Genomic DNA, 14,987 nt, shown 5'->3' on the forward strand with positions numbered 1-14,987 from the left:
ATTTTACTACTGGCTATTTTTCAGTAAAATACAGTTGCCATGAGGGAGTATTTCCTTTTACATCCGGACTATTTCGTGGCTATTATCATTTGTTTGGTAATAGTGCTGAGAATAGTCATGCTGATAGTCAAAGGAGGCTATGGGGATGATGATGACAAAGGTGATGACGGGGACGAAGGAGAAGACGGCGACCCAGTACTTGACCTGCCGCCGGGTATCGACCTGCCCATTGAGGAGGATGAATTGATTATTCGGGGTTGACAATAAGGTGGCTCAAAAAAATAAAAAGCCTTCGGTTAGATTAACCGAAGGCTTTAATTTTCTTAGACCATTTAAACAGCCCAAGGAGTGTGTTTTAAATCAAAAGCTTTTTGTTATTTGAGTTAGATCTGAATTTGATTAGTTTACTCCAGTTGCTTTCGCTGCATTTACAAATCCATGGCCATAGAATTCATCATTGCCAGGTTTTCCCAAGTCAGTGGAAGATTGCCTTAATCTTGCGTTTACCTGGGCTGGGGTCATGTGACCTCCGTTTGCCTCCATCATCAACGCTACAACCCCAGCTGCAGCAGGGGAAGCCATAGATGTGCCTTGAGCCCAACCATAATTTCCATCAGTGCTTCCTCTAATGGTACTAAAAACTTGGTCAAAGACAGCGCAGGTCTGCGTAGAGGAACGCGTTGTTCCGATCAAAGTACATGGGGAGAAGTCGCCATCTACAATGGCAAAACCTGCTGTGCCTCCCGGAGCAGCGAAATCTACTAATGATTTACCAAAATCTGAATAATACGCAGGATCAGAAAAATTTGTGCTACCTAATACCCAACCTCTTGGTCCAGTTGAACTAATGGACAGTACAAATTGGTTTTGTGCAGGAAGTTTAAACAATTCCTTTGCAACATCATGGTTTGTTGCACCATTCCCAGCCGAGGCAATAACTGTTACCCCGTTTTGATTAGCGTATCGGGTAGCTCTATCGTAGATTTTCTGTAATTCCCGAAAGAAATCCCTAAAACCAGGTTCTTGCCAATTGTCTCTATAGTTAATAGATGCGCCTAAGCTCATATTGATAATTTGTGCACCTCCTCCACCTTGTGATAGTGGAGTAGCTGCATAAAGAATGCCTTCTAGAATCCACTCAAATGCACCAGATCCACTATGAAGTGATTTAACTCCAATAATTGTAGCCTTTGGTGCAATGCCAACAATACCAAAACCGGAAGCAGCAACTATGCCTGCCACGTGTGTGCCATGCCAAAATGTCCCTGTATCCTGATTAAACTGAAATCCTGGTACTGTTGAAGTAGAACTGTTCATGTCTAAATTTGGCGCCAAATCTATATGTGAGGAATGAAAGCCTCCATCAATTACGGCCACTCTTACTCCTTCTCCGGTAATTCCGGCATCCCATGCTTGTGGAGCATCTATAGATGAAGGCGCCCATTGAAATCCATCAAATATAGCATCGGCATAGTTAAAAGCATTTCCAGAAGAATTGATGCTTGAACCGGAACCTTCTAAAGCCATGTCAAAATCACTTATCTCCGGCTCTTCAGTGTACTTCAAGATTATATCTGGTGTCACCGACTCTATGCCATTTATACGGTTTGCTTTCAAAAAGAAGTCTTCTGATCGGCCAACAGCAACAGCCACTCCAATTTCAGGAAAGGTTTTTACTATTTCCCCTCCAGCATCCTTAATTCTTTGGTTTAAGTTATTTGGTAAATTTGAATTTCTTGCTATAATCAAGTATCTTCCCGTAAAATCTCCCTCTCTTAAATTAGCGAAGTCGGTCATTTCGGTCAATTCTTTTAGATTAAATTGACTCATTAATGCCTCTTCATCCATCAAGGATTCCTGAACAGGGTCAACTTGCATTAAGTCACTATTGCACCCAACTAATAAAAAGCTGAGTAGAGCGACCAAAGGTAAAAATTTGGTGTTTTTGAAATTTTTCATTTTAAATTCTCTTTTTGTGTGGAATAAAAGTGTGAGTAAAAATTAAATTGTTTAATAAAGAGTTAAAATAGGTTTGATTGGGTCAAAAAAGCTCTAGACCAAATTGTCTATTAGATTTAAAACGCTTCTAAAATAATTATTAAATTTTAAATTTTGCTATTTTGACTAAAAATAATGCATAAATTTCTTCGCTTAGTCATTAAAATGAGTTTTAAGGGGTGATTAGGGGGTGTAAGTAGTCTAATGCCAAGTATCGACCTGCCCATCGAGGAGGATGAATTGATTATCCGAGGTTAATCCTATTTTTTGAGCAAGTACCACCCTTTTGGATCCACTTCAGGAGCCTGCTTGCTACGGATGGTGGTGGGCTTTTTGGAAAGTTCGACCGTTTTGATGCCCTCATCCGTTTGCACTTCCACCGGCATCTTGAAATCTATATTGTCCAAGCTGACATGGTATGCTCCTTTGCCTTTCTTTTTCACTTTCACCACAGGCAGGTCGGTGGTGTATAGATAGAGGTCAAAAAATGCTCTAAGGCTCTTTTCACTATAAGTTTCCATAAATTCAATCACTGCATCCGTGGTAGTCCTGTTTTGGTAGATAAAGCGCTCGTCGTTGGCTAGGGCTTTCAACATTGGAAAGAAGAGCTCATCCCCGACAAAAAACCTTAAGCTGTGAAGTATATAAGCCCCTTTGGTGTAAATTTCGGGATGGTAGGCTTCTTCGGCTGTGAGATTGGTGCCTTTTACAATTGGCTGGCTGTTGGGGATATCCTTTCTGACTGAACGTACTTTCTGCTGATAGGCTTCCTCTCCGCCGTGTTTGAGGTAAAAAAGCCAGTCTCCATAAGCGGTGAAGCCCTCATGGATCCAGAAATCGGCCCAATCTCTCACACTGACTTTATTTCCCCACCACTCGTGGCCAAGCTCATGGTGTAGCAGCCAATCATAAAACTCATCCCCCATGGGCACAAATTGAAAATTGTTGCCATACCCATTGATAGTCTGATGTTCCATGCCCAGGTAAGGCGTTTCCACTACAGCGACTTTATCATCTGGAAAAGGGAATTCACCAAAATAATACTCATGGGTGCGAGTGCTATTCTCCAAAACTTTCAAGAGCATAGGAGCCTGGGATTTATTTTCCTCCAACACATAAACTTCCATCTGAATGGGATTTCCATCTATGGAAGCATACTCCTTACTTTCCTTGTGAAATTTGCCAAGGGTGAAATTGATGTTATAATTATTGATGGGGTAGCTGCTGGTCCAGTGATACGTGGTTTTTCTTTCAGCTTCCTCTTGTTGGGTTAACCGGCCGTTGGAGGCGATGAAGTAGGGGGAGGGGGCCGTGAGGTACAGGTCCACGCCATTTTTGGGCTCACTAGAAGGGTGGTCTTTGGCCGGCATGAAGATTTTTGCACCCTCATTTTGGCTAGACAAGCCCATCCAGTGGTTGCCGCTTTCATCTGTGGTCCAGGTAAATCCGCCTACCCAAGGTGGATTCGGAGCAATGGGCGTCTTGCCGCCATAAAATACGGTAACCTCCTCAGCGCAGCCGTCGGGGATATAAATATCCAAAATATCTTCTTGATGGGAAAAATCCACTTCTTTCTCGTAAACCAGAACCTTTGACACTTTATAATTATCAATCAGGTCCAGCCTAAGGGTGTCCAGTTTTCCAGGACAGGTGAATTTGATGGTATTGCTTCCGGCTATTTCCTGTGTTTCAGGGAAAAATTCCAGCTTCAGCGTATAGTGTTCCACTTCATATTTAGCCTGAAGAGGATCTGAGGGCCCACCCCAGGTCCATGAGTCTTGGGCGTGAAGGGTTTGGATAGATAGGAAAAGTATCAAGCAGGAAAGTAGTCTTTTCATAAAATGTCTTTTGTGAAAAGTTACGCATTTCCTTTCAAAACTGCTATTTCAAAATTGCCTCCTGCACCAAAAGAGGGTAGTCGCTTACGATTATGCTTGGTTTTCTTTGCTCATAAAACTCACGAAAAACCTGTAATCCTTCTTCATAGGCAGCCAAATCTAGCTCCCCCATGGTGTCGGTGACGATAGGTACGTCGGCTTCCAGCACCTTGTTGTAAAGCTCCAGATCAGCGGCCTTGTTAATGTATGCGATCATGTAGGAAGGGTCTGTCGCAAGTTCTTGGTAATAAGAGATATCTTCTTCAGAGGTGATCAGCACAGAGACATAATAGGGCTGATCATAATCAAAAGCCTCAGCGGCCCGCTCTCGGGAAAAGGTCAATATCATCACCTTTTCCATCATTTCAGCAGCCTTGACCGCATCCATGATAGTCTGGACAGGTGCTTCCTTGGCATCTAACATCAATAAGGCATCGTTCTCTTTTGCCCAATTTAATGCGTCTTTAAAGCTTGGAATGGACTCCTCAGTGTTTAGTAGCTTGCCTTGACGGAGTTCCTGTGCGGTTTTTTCCGAGATTTTACCTTGGAGATTGGTGGTGCGGTCCAGGGTTTTGTCATGCAAAATATACAGCTCCCCGTCCTTGGTCTCCATAATGTCTATCTCGTGCATTTTGATTCCAGCCTGGAGGGACTCTTCCATGCTGGAAAGGCTATTTTCAACCTTGTCGGGATGGATTACACCCCTGTGGCTGCAAATGATGGGGGTTGGCTCTGAGAGCAGTTCACGCAGAGTCTGCCCATACGCCTGGAAAGAAAGAAGCAGGAAAAGAACGGGGAACAGGTTTTTTAGCATCAGAGGGAGAAATTAGTTTTCCATGATGTTATGGCTGTCCAGCTGTTCCTGCACCCAGTCGATATATTTGGATAGCAGATATTCGTTCCATTTCGCCTTATATTGAGGGGAGTTTTCCAGCACCACGCGGAAACTGGAAGTGGCTTTAGTTTTGGCCAAGGCATTGAATAAATCCTCTTGCATGGAGCGTTCTTTGACATGGCGGTCGGCAAACTCCTCCATGATCAAACTCTCATGGTAAGGCTCCATTTTGACAAACTCCACGTAATTGTCCGGATCTTCTTCGATTTCGTCCAGAATATCCTCCTCCTCGGGCGTCAGGTCGTAGCTGAAATGGTCTTCATCGTCAGGCAAGGAGTAGATTTTCTTGGAATCAATTTCGTAGAAACAAATCAAACCTTTGATTAAGAATCCGGCGATTTTTTGTTTTTCTGGATTGGTAAGGGAAAGCATTACGTTTATTGGATGGGTTATTTTTCGGAAAATTAATCAGTTGGGAATAAATTTCAAACCAACTACTTGTAATTTAATTGTTATCTAACTTAATCGCCCTCAGAGGGGTCGTGGGGAGGTTGGTTTAATACCCTATTATACCTTTCCCGAAGGTCTTTCAAATCCTCTGGCTCGCTAAAGGAATCCTCACCGGCCCTCATGGCCATATGGACATGTTTTAAGATGACTTCCTCTCGGTCTTTCATCTTTATAAATTTGTTGACTATACTCAAGCCCTCCATCAAACGTATCAAAACGGAAGGGTTTTCTTTTCCATATTGTCGCACTTGATTGAAGGCAGCATCTGCCATTCCTGAAAAGTCAAGGCATTTGACCACTAAGCGTAAACGGTCCCCTTCATCAAATCGGTATGGAGAAGGAAACTTTTTATCAGCCAGCTCACTCAGGTTCGATATCAACTTGTCCAAGGCGGTGATGGCGGTAAAGGGGTCGTTGATACCCGGGGAAAGGGCACGGGCAATAACTTCCACCAGCTGGTGGATGGCAAATTGGGCATCCTGCGTTGGGGTACGCGCATGGCTGATCACAAATGACTCTCGGATGCCATCGGCCTGCCCTTCTTCCAAAATCTTGTTGGCGTGAACCTGCACCAGCTCGCTTCCTTTTACAATCAGGTCCCCGGGGCGGAACTTCACTACCAGAATCAGGTCGTTTTTCTTTGCAAACTTGATCAGATCATTGCCATTAATCAACTGTAGGTAGCCACTTTCTTCCGCATACACAAAATCCTTATAGGGTATTTTTTGTATGTATTTATTGATAAAAGTCTCGTCCTGCTCGAGGTTCTCTTTCCCGATGCTGGTTGGGAATATATGGTTTAAGCTTTTATTTAATTTGTCGCTTACATCTGAGATAATATTATCCGCCTGAATAATCACAGCGATATGGTGGATGTAGGCGATAAGAAGGAAAATATTTGCCAAGGCAATGATTAAAGTGGCGATAATCGAAATGTTTGGAATAAACTCATCCGTAGAGCCATCCCCTTCTCTTACCACCCTCATAATCAGCAGGCAAAACATAAAAGTAGCAATATAAGCCCCGAGCACCGTTTGGTTCAACCGGTCATTCATGAAATTTCTCAGCAGCCTCGATCCATATTCCGAAGATGCCAGTGTTAGCGCCACCAAGGTGATCGAAAATACGATACTGGTAACATTCAGCATCGCTCCAGCAATCGTGGATAGAATGGCGCGGGCTGAATCCACGTCTTCCGTAATGATATAATCAAACAAGCCAAATGGCTCCATGGAATACTTACTGTCCACATGAATGAGGAAAAAGGCCAAAGCTATGGCCGTACTGACAATAAGGGCGGGTATAAACCAAAAACTTGTTTTGATCATTTCCCAGAAAAATATCAGTTTGGTTTTCATTACTGATTAGGTATAGGCCTATTTAAACTAAATATAAAATACGTACAGGTTGTTTACCTCATTTTTTATGCAAAAAATAAGCAGTAAATTATTGAGGAAATGGAACAGCTACATCAATTCACCGGATTAAATGCTGCGGAGGTATTGTCCAGCCGAGAAAAGCATGGAGCTAACTTGATGCCAACTGATAGTAGATGGCGCTGGTTGGAGTTGCTTAAGGAGGTTGTGCTTGAGCCTATATTCCTGATATTATTGGCTGCAGCCTCCATTTATTTTTTTCTCGGAGAATATCAGGAAGGTATTATCATGTTGATTGCTATTGGGTTGGTTTCGGGTATTTCCCTTTTTCAGGAAAGAAAGAGCCAAAATGCTATCGATGCGCTGAAGAGAATGAGCAGCCCAAAAGCCAAAGTCTTCAGGGAAGGGGAGCTGCTCACCATTCCAAGTGAGCAGTTGGTGGTAAATGACCTTATGATGGTGGAAGATGGCGATCTGATACCCGCTGATGCGGAGGTGATCGAGTCCCATGATTTTACGGTCAATGAAAGTGCCCTGACGGGGGAATCCTTTCCCGTAACCAAGACAGGCAATGGTAAAAAGGAGAGCCTCTACCAGGGAACTTTGGTTTTGGGAGGCAACTGTGTGGGGAGAGTTACTGCGGTGGGAAAGGACACCACCTTGAATAAGCTAGGCATCAGCCTTCACGGAATTGAAACCAGCAAAACACCGCTTCAGCTTCAAATTTCCAGGTTCGTCACCGGCATGGCGGCTATAGGAGCGGTGGCTTTTTTTATTGTTTGGGGGCTCAATTATTACCTGTCCGAGAACATCTGGGACAGTCTTCTGCAGGGACTCACACTGGCCATGTCAGTGCTGCCGGAGGAGATCCCCGTGGCTTTCAGCACATTTATGGCCCTGGGAGCTTTTCATCTTTACAAAAAGCAAATCATTACCCGGAGTCCCTATACCGTGGAAACCTTGGGGGCGGCCACGGTAATCTGCGTGGACAAGACAGGGACGCTTACAGAAAATAAAATGGAGTTGGCAGCCATTTATGAACATGCTTCTGGTAGGCATTTTAGATATAATGATGGACAGGCCGAACTTAATGAAGTGCTGGAATATAGTCTTTGGGCTTCCGAGATATTGCCATTTGATTCCATGGAAAAGGCTATCCACAAAACTTATCAATTGGCCGCAAAAGTGGATATGAGAGGGGCCTATAACATGGTTCATGAATACCCATTGGGAGGGACGCCTCCTATTATGACGCACATATTTCAGAATGGCAGCCAAGACAGGAAGATCGCCGTCAAAGGCAGCGTGGAAGGGGTCGTTAAGCAATGTGATTTGACCCTGTCCGAAAAGGAAGGTATCATGAAAGTGGTGGATGATTATACCCATCGGGGGTATAGGGTTTTGGCAGTGGGAAAGGTGGCTCATTGGGTGGGAGCCTTTCCAGAAACCCAGTTTGATTTCCAATTTGAATTCCTGGGGTTGGTCTGCTTCTATGATCCGCCAAAATCCAATATCCCCGAGATCATCTCCAAGTTTTACAAAGCCGGGATTGAGGTAAAAATGATAACCGGCGATTATGCCAAAACGGCCCAGGCTATTTCTGAGTTGATTGGTATGAAAAACCACTCATCCGCCCTTACCGGAACCGAAGTGCTAAGTATGGATGCAAATGAACTGCGGGAGAAAGTCAAAAACACCAAGCTGTTTTCCAGGATGTTTCCCCAAGCCAAAATGAAAGTAGTGGAAGCCTTGAAGGAAAATGGGGAGATAGTGGCCATGACGGGTGACGGGGTGAACGACGGCCCAGCGCTAAAAGCCGCCCACATTGGAGTGGCCATGGGGCTGAGAGGGACTGAGATCGCCAAAAAAGCTGCTGCACTGGTTCTGATGGATGACGATCTGGCCCATATGGTGGATGCCGTGGCATTGGGGCGCAGGATTTATGAAAATCTTAAAAAAGCCATCCAATATATCATTTCCATCCACATCCCCATTATTCTGATAGTTACCCTTCCCTTGGTGTTTTTCTGGGAATTCACTGCCATATTTTCTCCTATACATGTGATCTTTTTGGAGTTGGTGATGGGGCCTACCTGCTCTATAGTGTTTGAAAACGAACCCATTGAGCCGGGGTCCATGAACCGTCCACCGAGGAAGATGACTAGCACTTTCTTTTCCCTGCGGGAATTGGCCATCAGCATAGTCCAAGGGCTGGTGATCACGGCAGGCTGTCTGGGAATTGGGTATTATTATATAGAGGCCGGGGCAAGTGAGCATTTGGTGCGAACCGTTATTTTCTCCACACTCATCTTCAGCAATGTTTTTCTTACCTTGGTCAACAGGTCTTTTTATTATTCGATTGTCAAAACACTGAGCTACTCTAACAGGCTCATGCCGCTGATATTATTGGCATCTCTGGGGGTATTGGGACTTGCTTTGTACTTTGAGCCATTGAGAAATGTTTTTGACTTTGCGCCTCTAAATGCCGCTATTTTGCTTCAAACATTAGCAGTCGGGTTTGCCTCGGTGATTTGGGTGGAGGGGTTCAAACTTTGGCGCAGGGTTTATAAAATAACATGAGGCCAGGTTGGCCCGGCCTCATGCTTTTACTTATATACAGGGATAGTCCATTCAGCACCGCTGATATCCGTTAGCCTCAATCTATATTCATTTTTATTCAATGAAGTTAGGCTAGTGTCTTCTATCCGCAGACGTGCTTTGCCGCCTAAAGGAATGATCAAACTGTGGGCACCTGGTTTAACTTTGGTCACATAAGTATTGGCAATCTGACTTTCCGGGAATGCTGCCAGCTCTTTGCCATCCAATTCCAAAACCGCCTCGCCATTTGGCTCCTCTAGCGCTATTCCGATTAGCCAAGAGCCGTATACATCAACACCTTCCACTCTGAAAACGGTAAATTCCAAGCTGCCATTTTCCAGCTGTGGTTTTGATAGCTCAAGTTTAGGCTTCACGGATTTGTTGTGAAGTGTTCCCCAAACCCCTCCATGGAAAACCTGGTTGGTTAGAAGGGTTATAAATAAAATGGCCAAAGAGCCCCCCAAAACCAGCTTGTGCAAGACATTGGCCTTGATCGGCATTACACCGGAGGCCAGCCAGGAAAACCAGGGCTTCTCGTTGATTGAGGGGTGGTTTTTCATTAGATAATAATCTAAAGAATACCGGCCACTGCCTGATAGAAAGACGGTAAAGCCAACCGCAATCCCTAAAATGCCGATTTGCCATTCGTCCAGACAGGTTGTTCCTATCCATCCGGCGCCAAGCAAGATGCCCATTGCCAATCCAAACACCCCTACACTCATCAATCGGGTGAATAAACCCAGCATGAAAAGTAGACCTACCACCGCTTCCACTAGGGTGAAAACAGTCATGGCTATCCATAAAATATCGGGGTTCAGCAACAGATATTCAATCATAGGCTGTATGCCCAAGGCATTGGGGAGGAAATGGTTGAATTTCTCACCAATGTAGCCTGGGGCATCCGGGTCGAGCTTGTTTTCCAAAACTAACCTTCTCCAAAATGCAGAGAAGTATGTCCATCCGGCCACTAATCTCAGGGCAAGGGAAAATAGTCCAGCCAGTTCATAGGAATGGCCGTCATAAGATTTTAATTCTTGTGATTTCATTTAATGCAATTAGAAGTTCAAATAATTTTGGCTGTAAAAGGTGATTACATCAGCCAAGACTTCCATTGCTTAAATAAGATGTATAAGGGGAGTTTTGCCCATGAGCCAATATTATTATTGGATTGTGGGGTGAATTGTTGTAGGGTCTTAAATGAAAAAGTTGACCGGGCTGCTTCTGCAAAACCAAGTCCTACATGGTGCTCCGAAACCTCAAAGGCCTCAACCTTTTCGCCCCAAGCCAAATCATCATGGATTTCGCAGCCCTCATTTTGAAGGATGGGCTTTGTGACGTTAAGAGGTTTGGGAATGGAGACTTCAAAATACTCCGAAATGGCTTTCCTGCTATTGCAGGCCATGACAAGCATTACCGCACTTAAAAGGTAAAGTGAAATCCTCCGAAGCGTTGAAGCTTGGTTTTTATGGGCGGTATTTAAATCTTGAGCTCTGATTTTTTGAAGCTAGGTTTACCCAAAGGTAAAAATCTTTGTGATAAGGTATAAATAAATAGAAGAGGAATAAGTTCCTCAACTCTTTAATCCTAAAATTAGGTAATGACTGTTTTTGGTAGGCATTACTTATATTTGCTTATAAGCTGTACGATTAATGGGAGAACCAAGTTTTGATTTTTGGCGGTTCCTGGCCGGCATAGGGGTGTTTCTTTTTGGTATGAGCCAACTGGAGACAGCCTTGAAAGAGCTTGCCGGGAAATCTTTCCGCAAAATGCTGCAAAGCCTGACCGACCAGTCCTGGAAAGGGGTGCTGGTGGGCGCTTTGATCACGGCGGTTTTGCAGAGCAGCTCCTTGGTGACCCTAATGGTGCTGGCGTTTTTAGGAGCCAAAGTCATCAATCTCCGCAGTTCCCTAGGCGTGATCTTGGGGGCCAATTTGGGCACCACCATTACCGCTTGGATTGTGGCTACCTTGGGCTTTAAGCTAAGTGTGGCCGATTTTTCCCTACCTTTTCTGGGATTGGGGAGCCTATCTGTCATTTTTCTGCAGCAACGGCCGGTGCTGAAAAACATAGGCTATTTCTGTATAGGTTTTGGATTGCTTTTCTTGGGCTTGGATTTCATGAAGGTGGCCATTGAAGAGGTTGCCACTCAGATTGATTTTAAGCAATATCAGCATTATGGCCTGTGGATGTTCTTGGGCATTGGGATCATTGTTACTGCGCTGATCCAGTCCAGTTCGGCCATGATGGTGATCATTCTCTCCGCTGTGCATGCAGATGTGGTGACCCTCACACAGGCGGCCGCAATGGTAGTGGGGGCCAATATTGGCACCACCATTACCGTGGCCATAGGAGCCATGGGCGGGGCGGCCGATAAAAAGCGCCTGGCCTTGGCACACCTGCTCTTCAACTTGGTCACGGGCTTGATCATTTATGCCTTCATAGCGGATTTGATCAACTTGACCCTCATGCTCTTTCCAGTTCAGGATGCGCTGATTGATTTGGTGATCTTCAGTACATTTATCAAGTTGCTAGGCGTGTTCCTATTCCTTCCTTTTCTGGGGCTTTTGGAAAAATGGCTCAAGCGCCGGTTTTCGAAATCAGAACCCAAAGGTCAGACCCTTTACATCAAAAACGTGTCTACCAAGGTACCTGAGGTGGCGGTTTCGGCCGTGGAAAAGGAGGTGGCGGCGACTTTTGAGAAAACAGTGGATTTTATAATTGGCACTTTCCAGGCGGGTAAAAAACGGCAGAAAATGCCTACATGGAGAAGGATTGTCAGCGAAGTGAAAGACCCCATCGAAAATTACAACCAGCTCAAGGTAATCGAGGATGAGCTTACCGCCTACCATGTTTCCTTACAGGAGGAGGTGCTTAGTGAGAGGGAGGCGGAGTCCCTCACCAATCTCATGCTCAGCTTACGGTCTATGATTTTTGCAGCCAAAGACATCAAAGATATCCAACACAACCTGCGACAGATGGAAAATTCGGAGGATACACTCACTACAGAGATCTTGAAAAAGCTGAGAAACCAGCTCAAAAATAGTTTGTTGGACTTAGAAGAAAGGGTTCAGGCCGGATCTTTGACCTTTAACAACCTGAATGCTTGGCGATATGGGAATGAACTCTCCCTCAAAGAAATCAATACCTTCCTGCATTTGGAATTAAGAAAAAACAAACACGAACTCTTTCCAGTATCCACCTTGGCCAATGTAATCCGGCAAACTTCCACCTCATTGGACAACCTGGGGAATGCCATAGATTTTTGGAAATTCAGGACGCAACCGGAAAAAGTGGAGGCTAATTAAGCTTGCACCTCCTCCATGAGGGTTTGATAAAACGAAGTGGCTGCCAACTGGTGCGGCAGAAGGACTTGGTCGGGGTTTTCGGCCTGCAGGATCCGTAGATCCTTTTCATGCATGGCAGTCACGTATATTTTCCCCTTAAATTCCTGCCTTCTCAAGGCATGGATTAGGTTGATGGATAATTCCGTGCTGGGGACGGTGCAGATCACGCACTTGGCCGTGGTTAAGGGTAAGGAATCCAATAGATCCGGATCTTCAATGTCTCCATAAATCACATGATCGCCCTTTTTTCGCCACTCCCTGACCACAATGGGATCAAAGTCTATGGCCAAATATTTTATGTCATGGTACTGATCAAGCAGGTCTGCCACATTGGAACCAAACCTTCCCAGCCCAAATATGATCAAATCATATTTGGCATGAACTTCCTCTTCAAACTCGGCCTCCCGATACGGATGTCTTTTTTCGAAAATACTCAGGGCAGGGGCTATAAAATCGTAGATGGGATGGCTATAGATGATCAAATAAGTGGACAATGCGATGGTTATCAATCCCACTAGTGTTATTAACCCTACCACATCCTCAGTAATATGTCCCACCGACAGTCCCAAGCCGGCAAAAATCAGGGAAAACTCGCTGATTTGGGCTACGGTGAGCCCAGCCAGAAACCCGGTCCTTTTCCTATAGCCCATGACTCCCATGATGATCAAAACGATTATGGGGTTGCCAACGAGTACGAAAACGGAAAAAATCAGGGAGGAGGGGATTTGGCTTCCTATAATGCCGAGATCCAAGTTTGCCCCTAGATTGACGAAAAAAAACAGCAAAAGGAAATCCCTCAGGCTTATCAGCCTACTGCTGATGACGTCTTTAAACTGGGAGGAGGCCAGGCTGACCCCCGCCAAAAAGGCGCCAACCTCCCCACTGAAACCCATAGCGTCACCCAGGGCCGCCATCGCTATAGCCCAAGCAATGGCAAACAAGGTCAGAAGTTCTTGAGATTTTGCCAGAAAAATACTCAGTCTGGGGATGATAAATTTCATTGCGATGAAAGTCAAGAGACCCAAAACCGCCCCGGCCAGCACCGTGCTGCCCATGTCTTCCCAAAAAGAGCCTCCCTCACTTTGGCGCATGGCGGATAAGACGATCATGACCAAAATCACCACAATGTCCTGCACGATCAAAAAACCTATCGCTATTTGCCCGTGTAGGGAATCAATTTCTTTCTTGTCGGAAAGCAGTTTGACAATGATTATAGTACTGGAAAATGTCAGGGCCACGGCAATGTAAAAACTGTGAAGGTAGGAGAAATCCAAAGCCACGCCTATAAAAAAACCTATCAGGGAAGTGAATAAAACCTGCCCCAGCCCTGTAAGTAGGGCGATTTTTCCGATCGAGCTGATGATTCTCAGGTCCAGCTTTAACCCCACGATAAAAAGCAGGATCACGATGCCTATCTCTGCCAGCAGATGGATGTTGTCCTCTGATTTTACCACATTGAGAAAGGCAGGGCCAACCAGGATGCCCAAGGCAATAAACATCACGATCAATGGTTGCTTCAGCAGTTGCCCAAGCCCGCCCATCAATGCCGCCAAAAACAATATTATGGCAAATTCATAAAAAGGGTTGTCCGCTAAACTGGAAAGCCAATTCATTTGGGTAATATCAAAAGCGGCATAGAGCCATCGTGAATCAGGTCGTTGAGCATAAAGTTTCTGAAAAGCTGGTCGTTCAGCGTCCGGCTTCCCTTTTGGGCTACCAAGTAGGAGTTGGGAATGGCATGGACGTGCGATTTGATTTCTTTGAAAGCATCTGCTCCATGATAAATCTTATAGGTGGCCCCCCAATCTCTGAATCTTTCCTCAAGCAAAAGCAAGTATGCAGAGCTGCTGTCAGGATTATCGTTTTTGGTTACCACGGTGATAAATTCCAGCTTCACCCGGAATGGTTTGAAGGTTTCAAGCATATGTTGGAGACTATCCTCATTGACAGGAAAGCGGTAGCTTACCGCCACTACAAATTTGGACGGTTCAAAGGAAGTCAGATTGGAGGGGATGGCAATGATAGGCTTGTTGGTTTCCTCAATGATTTTGGTCACCGTGCTGCCGATCAATAGCTTTTTTAAAAATCCAGTTCCTTTTAGGCCCAGCATGACAATGTCATCATGTCCCATTACAGACCGCTCATTCAAAATCTTTGACAGGTTTTTTTCAGTCACCAAGAGTGAAACTTCCTCCTCAGCTAGTCCGACTGTATGTATAAGTTCGAGCATTTTGCTGGTGGCAGCTTCTTTTTCATGACTGATCAGCTGTTCTCTGCTTTCCAGGTCTGATAGGGAAGGAACCAAGCTAGGGACTTGATGGACTAATGTGATTTTAGACTCCAGCTGTTTGGCCAGCAAATGCGCCAGCTTTACCAGAGGTTCAGAAAATTTCGAAAAATCTATTAGAAGGATCAGGCGCTTTTTCATATTAGTTGAAGTGGTTAAAGT

Annotated in this window: 12 protein-coding genes; 3 read left to right on the forward strand and 9 right to left on the reverse strand. The window is 44.9% G+C overall.

Going from position 1 to position 14,987, the window contains the following annotated elements; all coding sequences use genetic code 11:
• Positions 1-39 precede the first annotated feature (39 nt).
• On the forward strand, positions 40-261 hold the full coding sequence (locus tag KIH41_RS01935; RefSeq protein ID WP_213945031.1) for a hypothetical protein: 222 nt from the start codon (positions 40-42) through the stop codon (positions 259-261).
• Between the two features lie 138 nt (positions 262-399).
• Here the strand turns inward: KIH41_RS01935 and KIH41_RS01940 are convergent, their stop codons facing one another.
• From KIH41_RS01940 to KIH41_RS01960, 5 genes are all read right to left on the reverse strand, one after another.
• Positions 400-1,959 carry a S8 family peptidase gene (locus KIH41_RS01940; protein WP_214161309.1) on the reverse strand — a complete coding sequence of 520 codons (1,560 nt, stop codon included), beginning with the start codon at positions 1,957-1,959 and terminating at the stop codon, positions 400-402.
• 299 nt (positions 1,960-2,258) lie between these two features.
• Positions 2,259-3,836 carry a M1 family metallopeptidase gene (locus KIH41_RS01945; RefSeq protein ID WP_213945029.1) on the reverse strand — a complete coding sequence of 526 codons (1,578 nt, stop codon included), beginning with the start codon at positions 3,834-3,836 and terminating at the stop codon, positions 2,259-2,261.
• A 43-nt stretch (positions 3,837-3,879) separates the two neighbouring features.
• Complete coding sequence (locus KIH41_RS01950; protein ID WP_214161310.1) at positions 3,880-4,689, reverse strand: glycerophosphodiester phosphodiesterase family protein; 810 nt, start codon at positions 4,687-4,689, stop codon at positions 3,880-3,882.
• 12 nt (positions 4,690-4,701) lie between these two features.
• Entirely contained in the window at positions 4,702-5,142 is a 441-nt protein-coding gene (locus tag KIH41_RS01955) for a UPF0158 family protein (RefSeq protein ID WP_213945027.1), read from the reverse strand.
• An 89-nt stretch (positions 5,143-5,231) separates the two neighbouring features.
• The gene (locus KIH41_RS01960; protein ID WP_214161311.1) at positions 5,232-6,578 is read right to left on the reverse strand and encodes a DUF2254 domain-containing protein; all 1,347 of its coding nucleotides are present in this window, start codon (positions 6,576-6,578) and stop codon (positions 5,232-5,234) included.
• Between the two features lie 99 nt (positions 6,579-6,677).
• Here KIH41_RS01960 and KIH41_RS01965 point away from each other — a divergent pair, with 99 nt between their 5' ends.
• Positions 6,678-9,176, forward strand: coding sequence for a cation-translocating P-type ATPase (locus KIH41_RS01965; RefSeq protein WP_213945025.1), 2,499 nt, complete (start codon positions 6,678-6,680; stop codon positions 9,174-9,176).
• A 26-nt stretch (positions 9,177-9,202) separates the two neighbouring features.
• Here the strand turns inward: KIH41_RS01965 and KIH41_RS01970 are convergent, their stop codons facing one another.
• Together KIH41_RS01970 and KIH41_RS01975 are read right to left on the reverse strand one after the other, a co-directional pair.
• Positions 9,203-10,240, reverse strand: coding sequence for a TQO small subunit DoxD (locus KIH41_RS01970; protein ID WP_214161312.1), 1,038 nt, complete (start codon positions 10,238-10,240; stop codon positions 9,203-9,205).
• A 44-nt stretch (positions 10,241-10,284) separates the two neighbouring features.
• On the reverse strand, positions 10,285-10,596 hold the full coding sequence (locus tag KIH41_RS01975) for a hypothetical protein (RefSeq protein ID WP_214161313.1): 312 nt from the start codon (positions 10,594-10,596) through the stop codon (positions 10,285-10,287).
• Positions 10,597-10,843: 247 nt separating this feature from the next.
• On the opposite strand from KIH41_RS01975, the gene KIH41_RS01980 reads away from it, so the two are divergent.
• On the forward strand, positions 10,844-12,499 hold the full coding sequence (locus KIH41_RS01980; protein ID WP_214161314.1) for a Na/Pi cotransporter family protein: 1,656 nt from the start codon (positions 10,844-10,846) through the stop codon (positions 12,497-12,499).
• Here KIH41_RS01980 and KIH41_RS01985 read toward each other — a convergent pair.
• Both KIH41_RS01985 and KIH41_RS01990 read right to left on the reverse strand, forming a co-directional pair.
• Complete coding sequence (locus KIH41_RS01985) at positions 12,496-14,151, reverse strand: cation:proton antiporter (RefSeq protein WP_213945021.1); 1,656 nt, start codon at positions 14,149-14,151, stop codon at positions 12,496-12,498. The genes KIH41_RS01980 and KIH41_RS01985 overlap by 4 nt on opposite strands.
• Positions 14,148-14,966: a universal stress protein gene (locus KIH41_RS01990; protein ID WP_213945020.1), complete on the reverse strand. Its 819-nt coding sequence runs from the start codon at positions 14,964-14,966 to the stop codon at positions 14,148-14,150. Before KIH41_RS01990 ends, KIH41_RS01985 begins: the two co-directional genes overlap by 4 nt.
• Positions 14,967-14,987: the final 21 nt, after the last annotated feature.

Origin of the sequence: Litoribacter ruber (genome assembly GCF_018500185.1) — a bacterium.
In the GTDB taxonomy this organism is placed as follows: domain Bacteria; phylum Bacteroidota; class Bacteroidia; order Cytophagales; family Cyclobacteriaceae; genus Litoribacter; species Litoribacter ruber.

Coding starts and splice junctions, on each gene's coding strand:
- KIH41_RS01980 (WP_214161314.1), top strand. CDS start 10,844: ATGGGAGAACCAAGTTTTGATTTTTGGCGGTTCCTGGCCGGCATAGGG.
- KIH41_RS01940 (WP_214161309.1), bottom strand. CDS start 1,959: ATGAAAAATTTCAAAAACACCAAATTTTTACCTTTGGTCGCTCTACTC.
- KIH41_RS01970 (WP_214161312.1), bottom strand. CDS start 10,240: ATGAAATCACAAGAATTAAAATCTTATGACGGCCATTCCTATGAACTG.
- KIH41_RS01965 (WP_213945025.1), top strand. CDS start 6,678: ATGGAACAGCTACATCAATTCACCGGATTAAATGCTGCGGAGGTATTG.
- KIH41_RS01945 (WP_213945029.1), bottom strand. CDS start 3,836: ATGAAAAGACTACTTTCCTGCTTGATACTTTTCCTATCTATCCAAACC.
- KIH41_RS01935 (WP_213945031.1), top strand. CDS start 40: ATGAGGGAGTATTTCCTTTTACATCCGGACTATTTCGTGGCTATTATC.
- KIH41_RS01985 (WP_213945021.1), bottom strand. CDS start 14,151: ATGAATTGGCTTTCCAGTTTAGCGGACAACCCTTTTTATGAATTTGCC.
- KIH41_RS01950 (WP_214161310.1), bottom strand. CDS start 4,689: ATGCTAAAAAACCTGTTCCCCGTTCTTTTCCTGCTTCTTTCTTTCCAG.
- KIH41_RS01975 (WP_214161313.1), bottom strand. CDS start 10,596: ATGGCCTGCAATAGCAGGAAAGCCATTTCGGAGTATTTTGAAGTCTCC.
- KIH41_RS01960 (WP_214161311.1), bottom strand. CDS start 6,578: ATGAAAACCAAACTGATATTTTTCTGGGAAATGATCAAAACAAGTTTT.
- KIH41_RS01990 (WP_213945020.1), bottom strand. CDS start 14,966: ATGAAAAAGCGCCTGATCCTTCTAATAGATTTTTCGAAATTTTCTGAA.
- KIH41_RS01955 (WP_213945027.1), bottom strand. CDS start 5,142: ATGCTTTCCCTTACCAATCCAGAAAAACAAAAAATCGCCGGATTCTTA.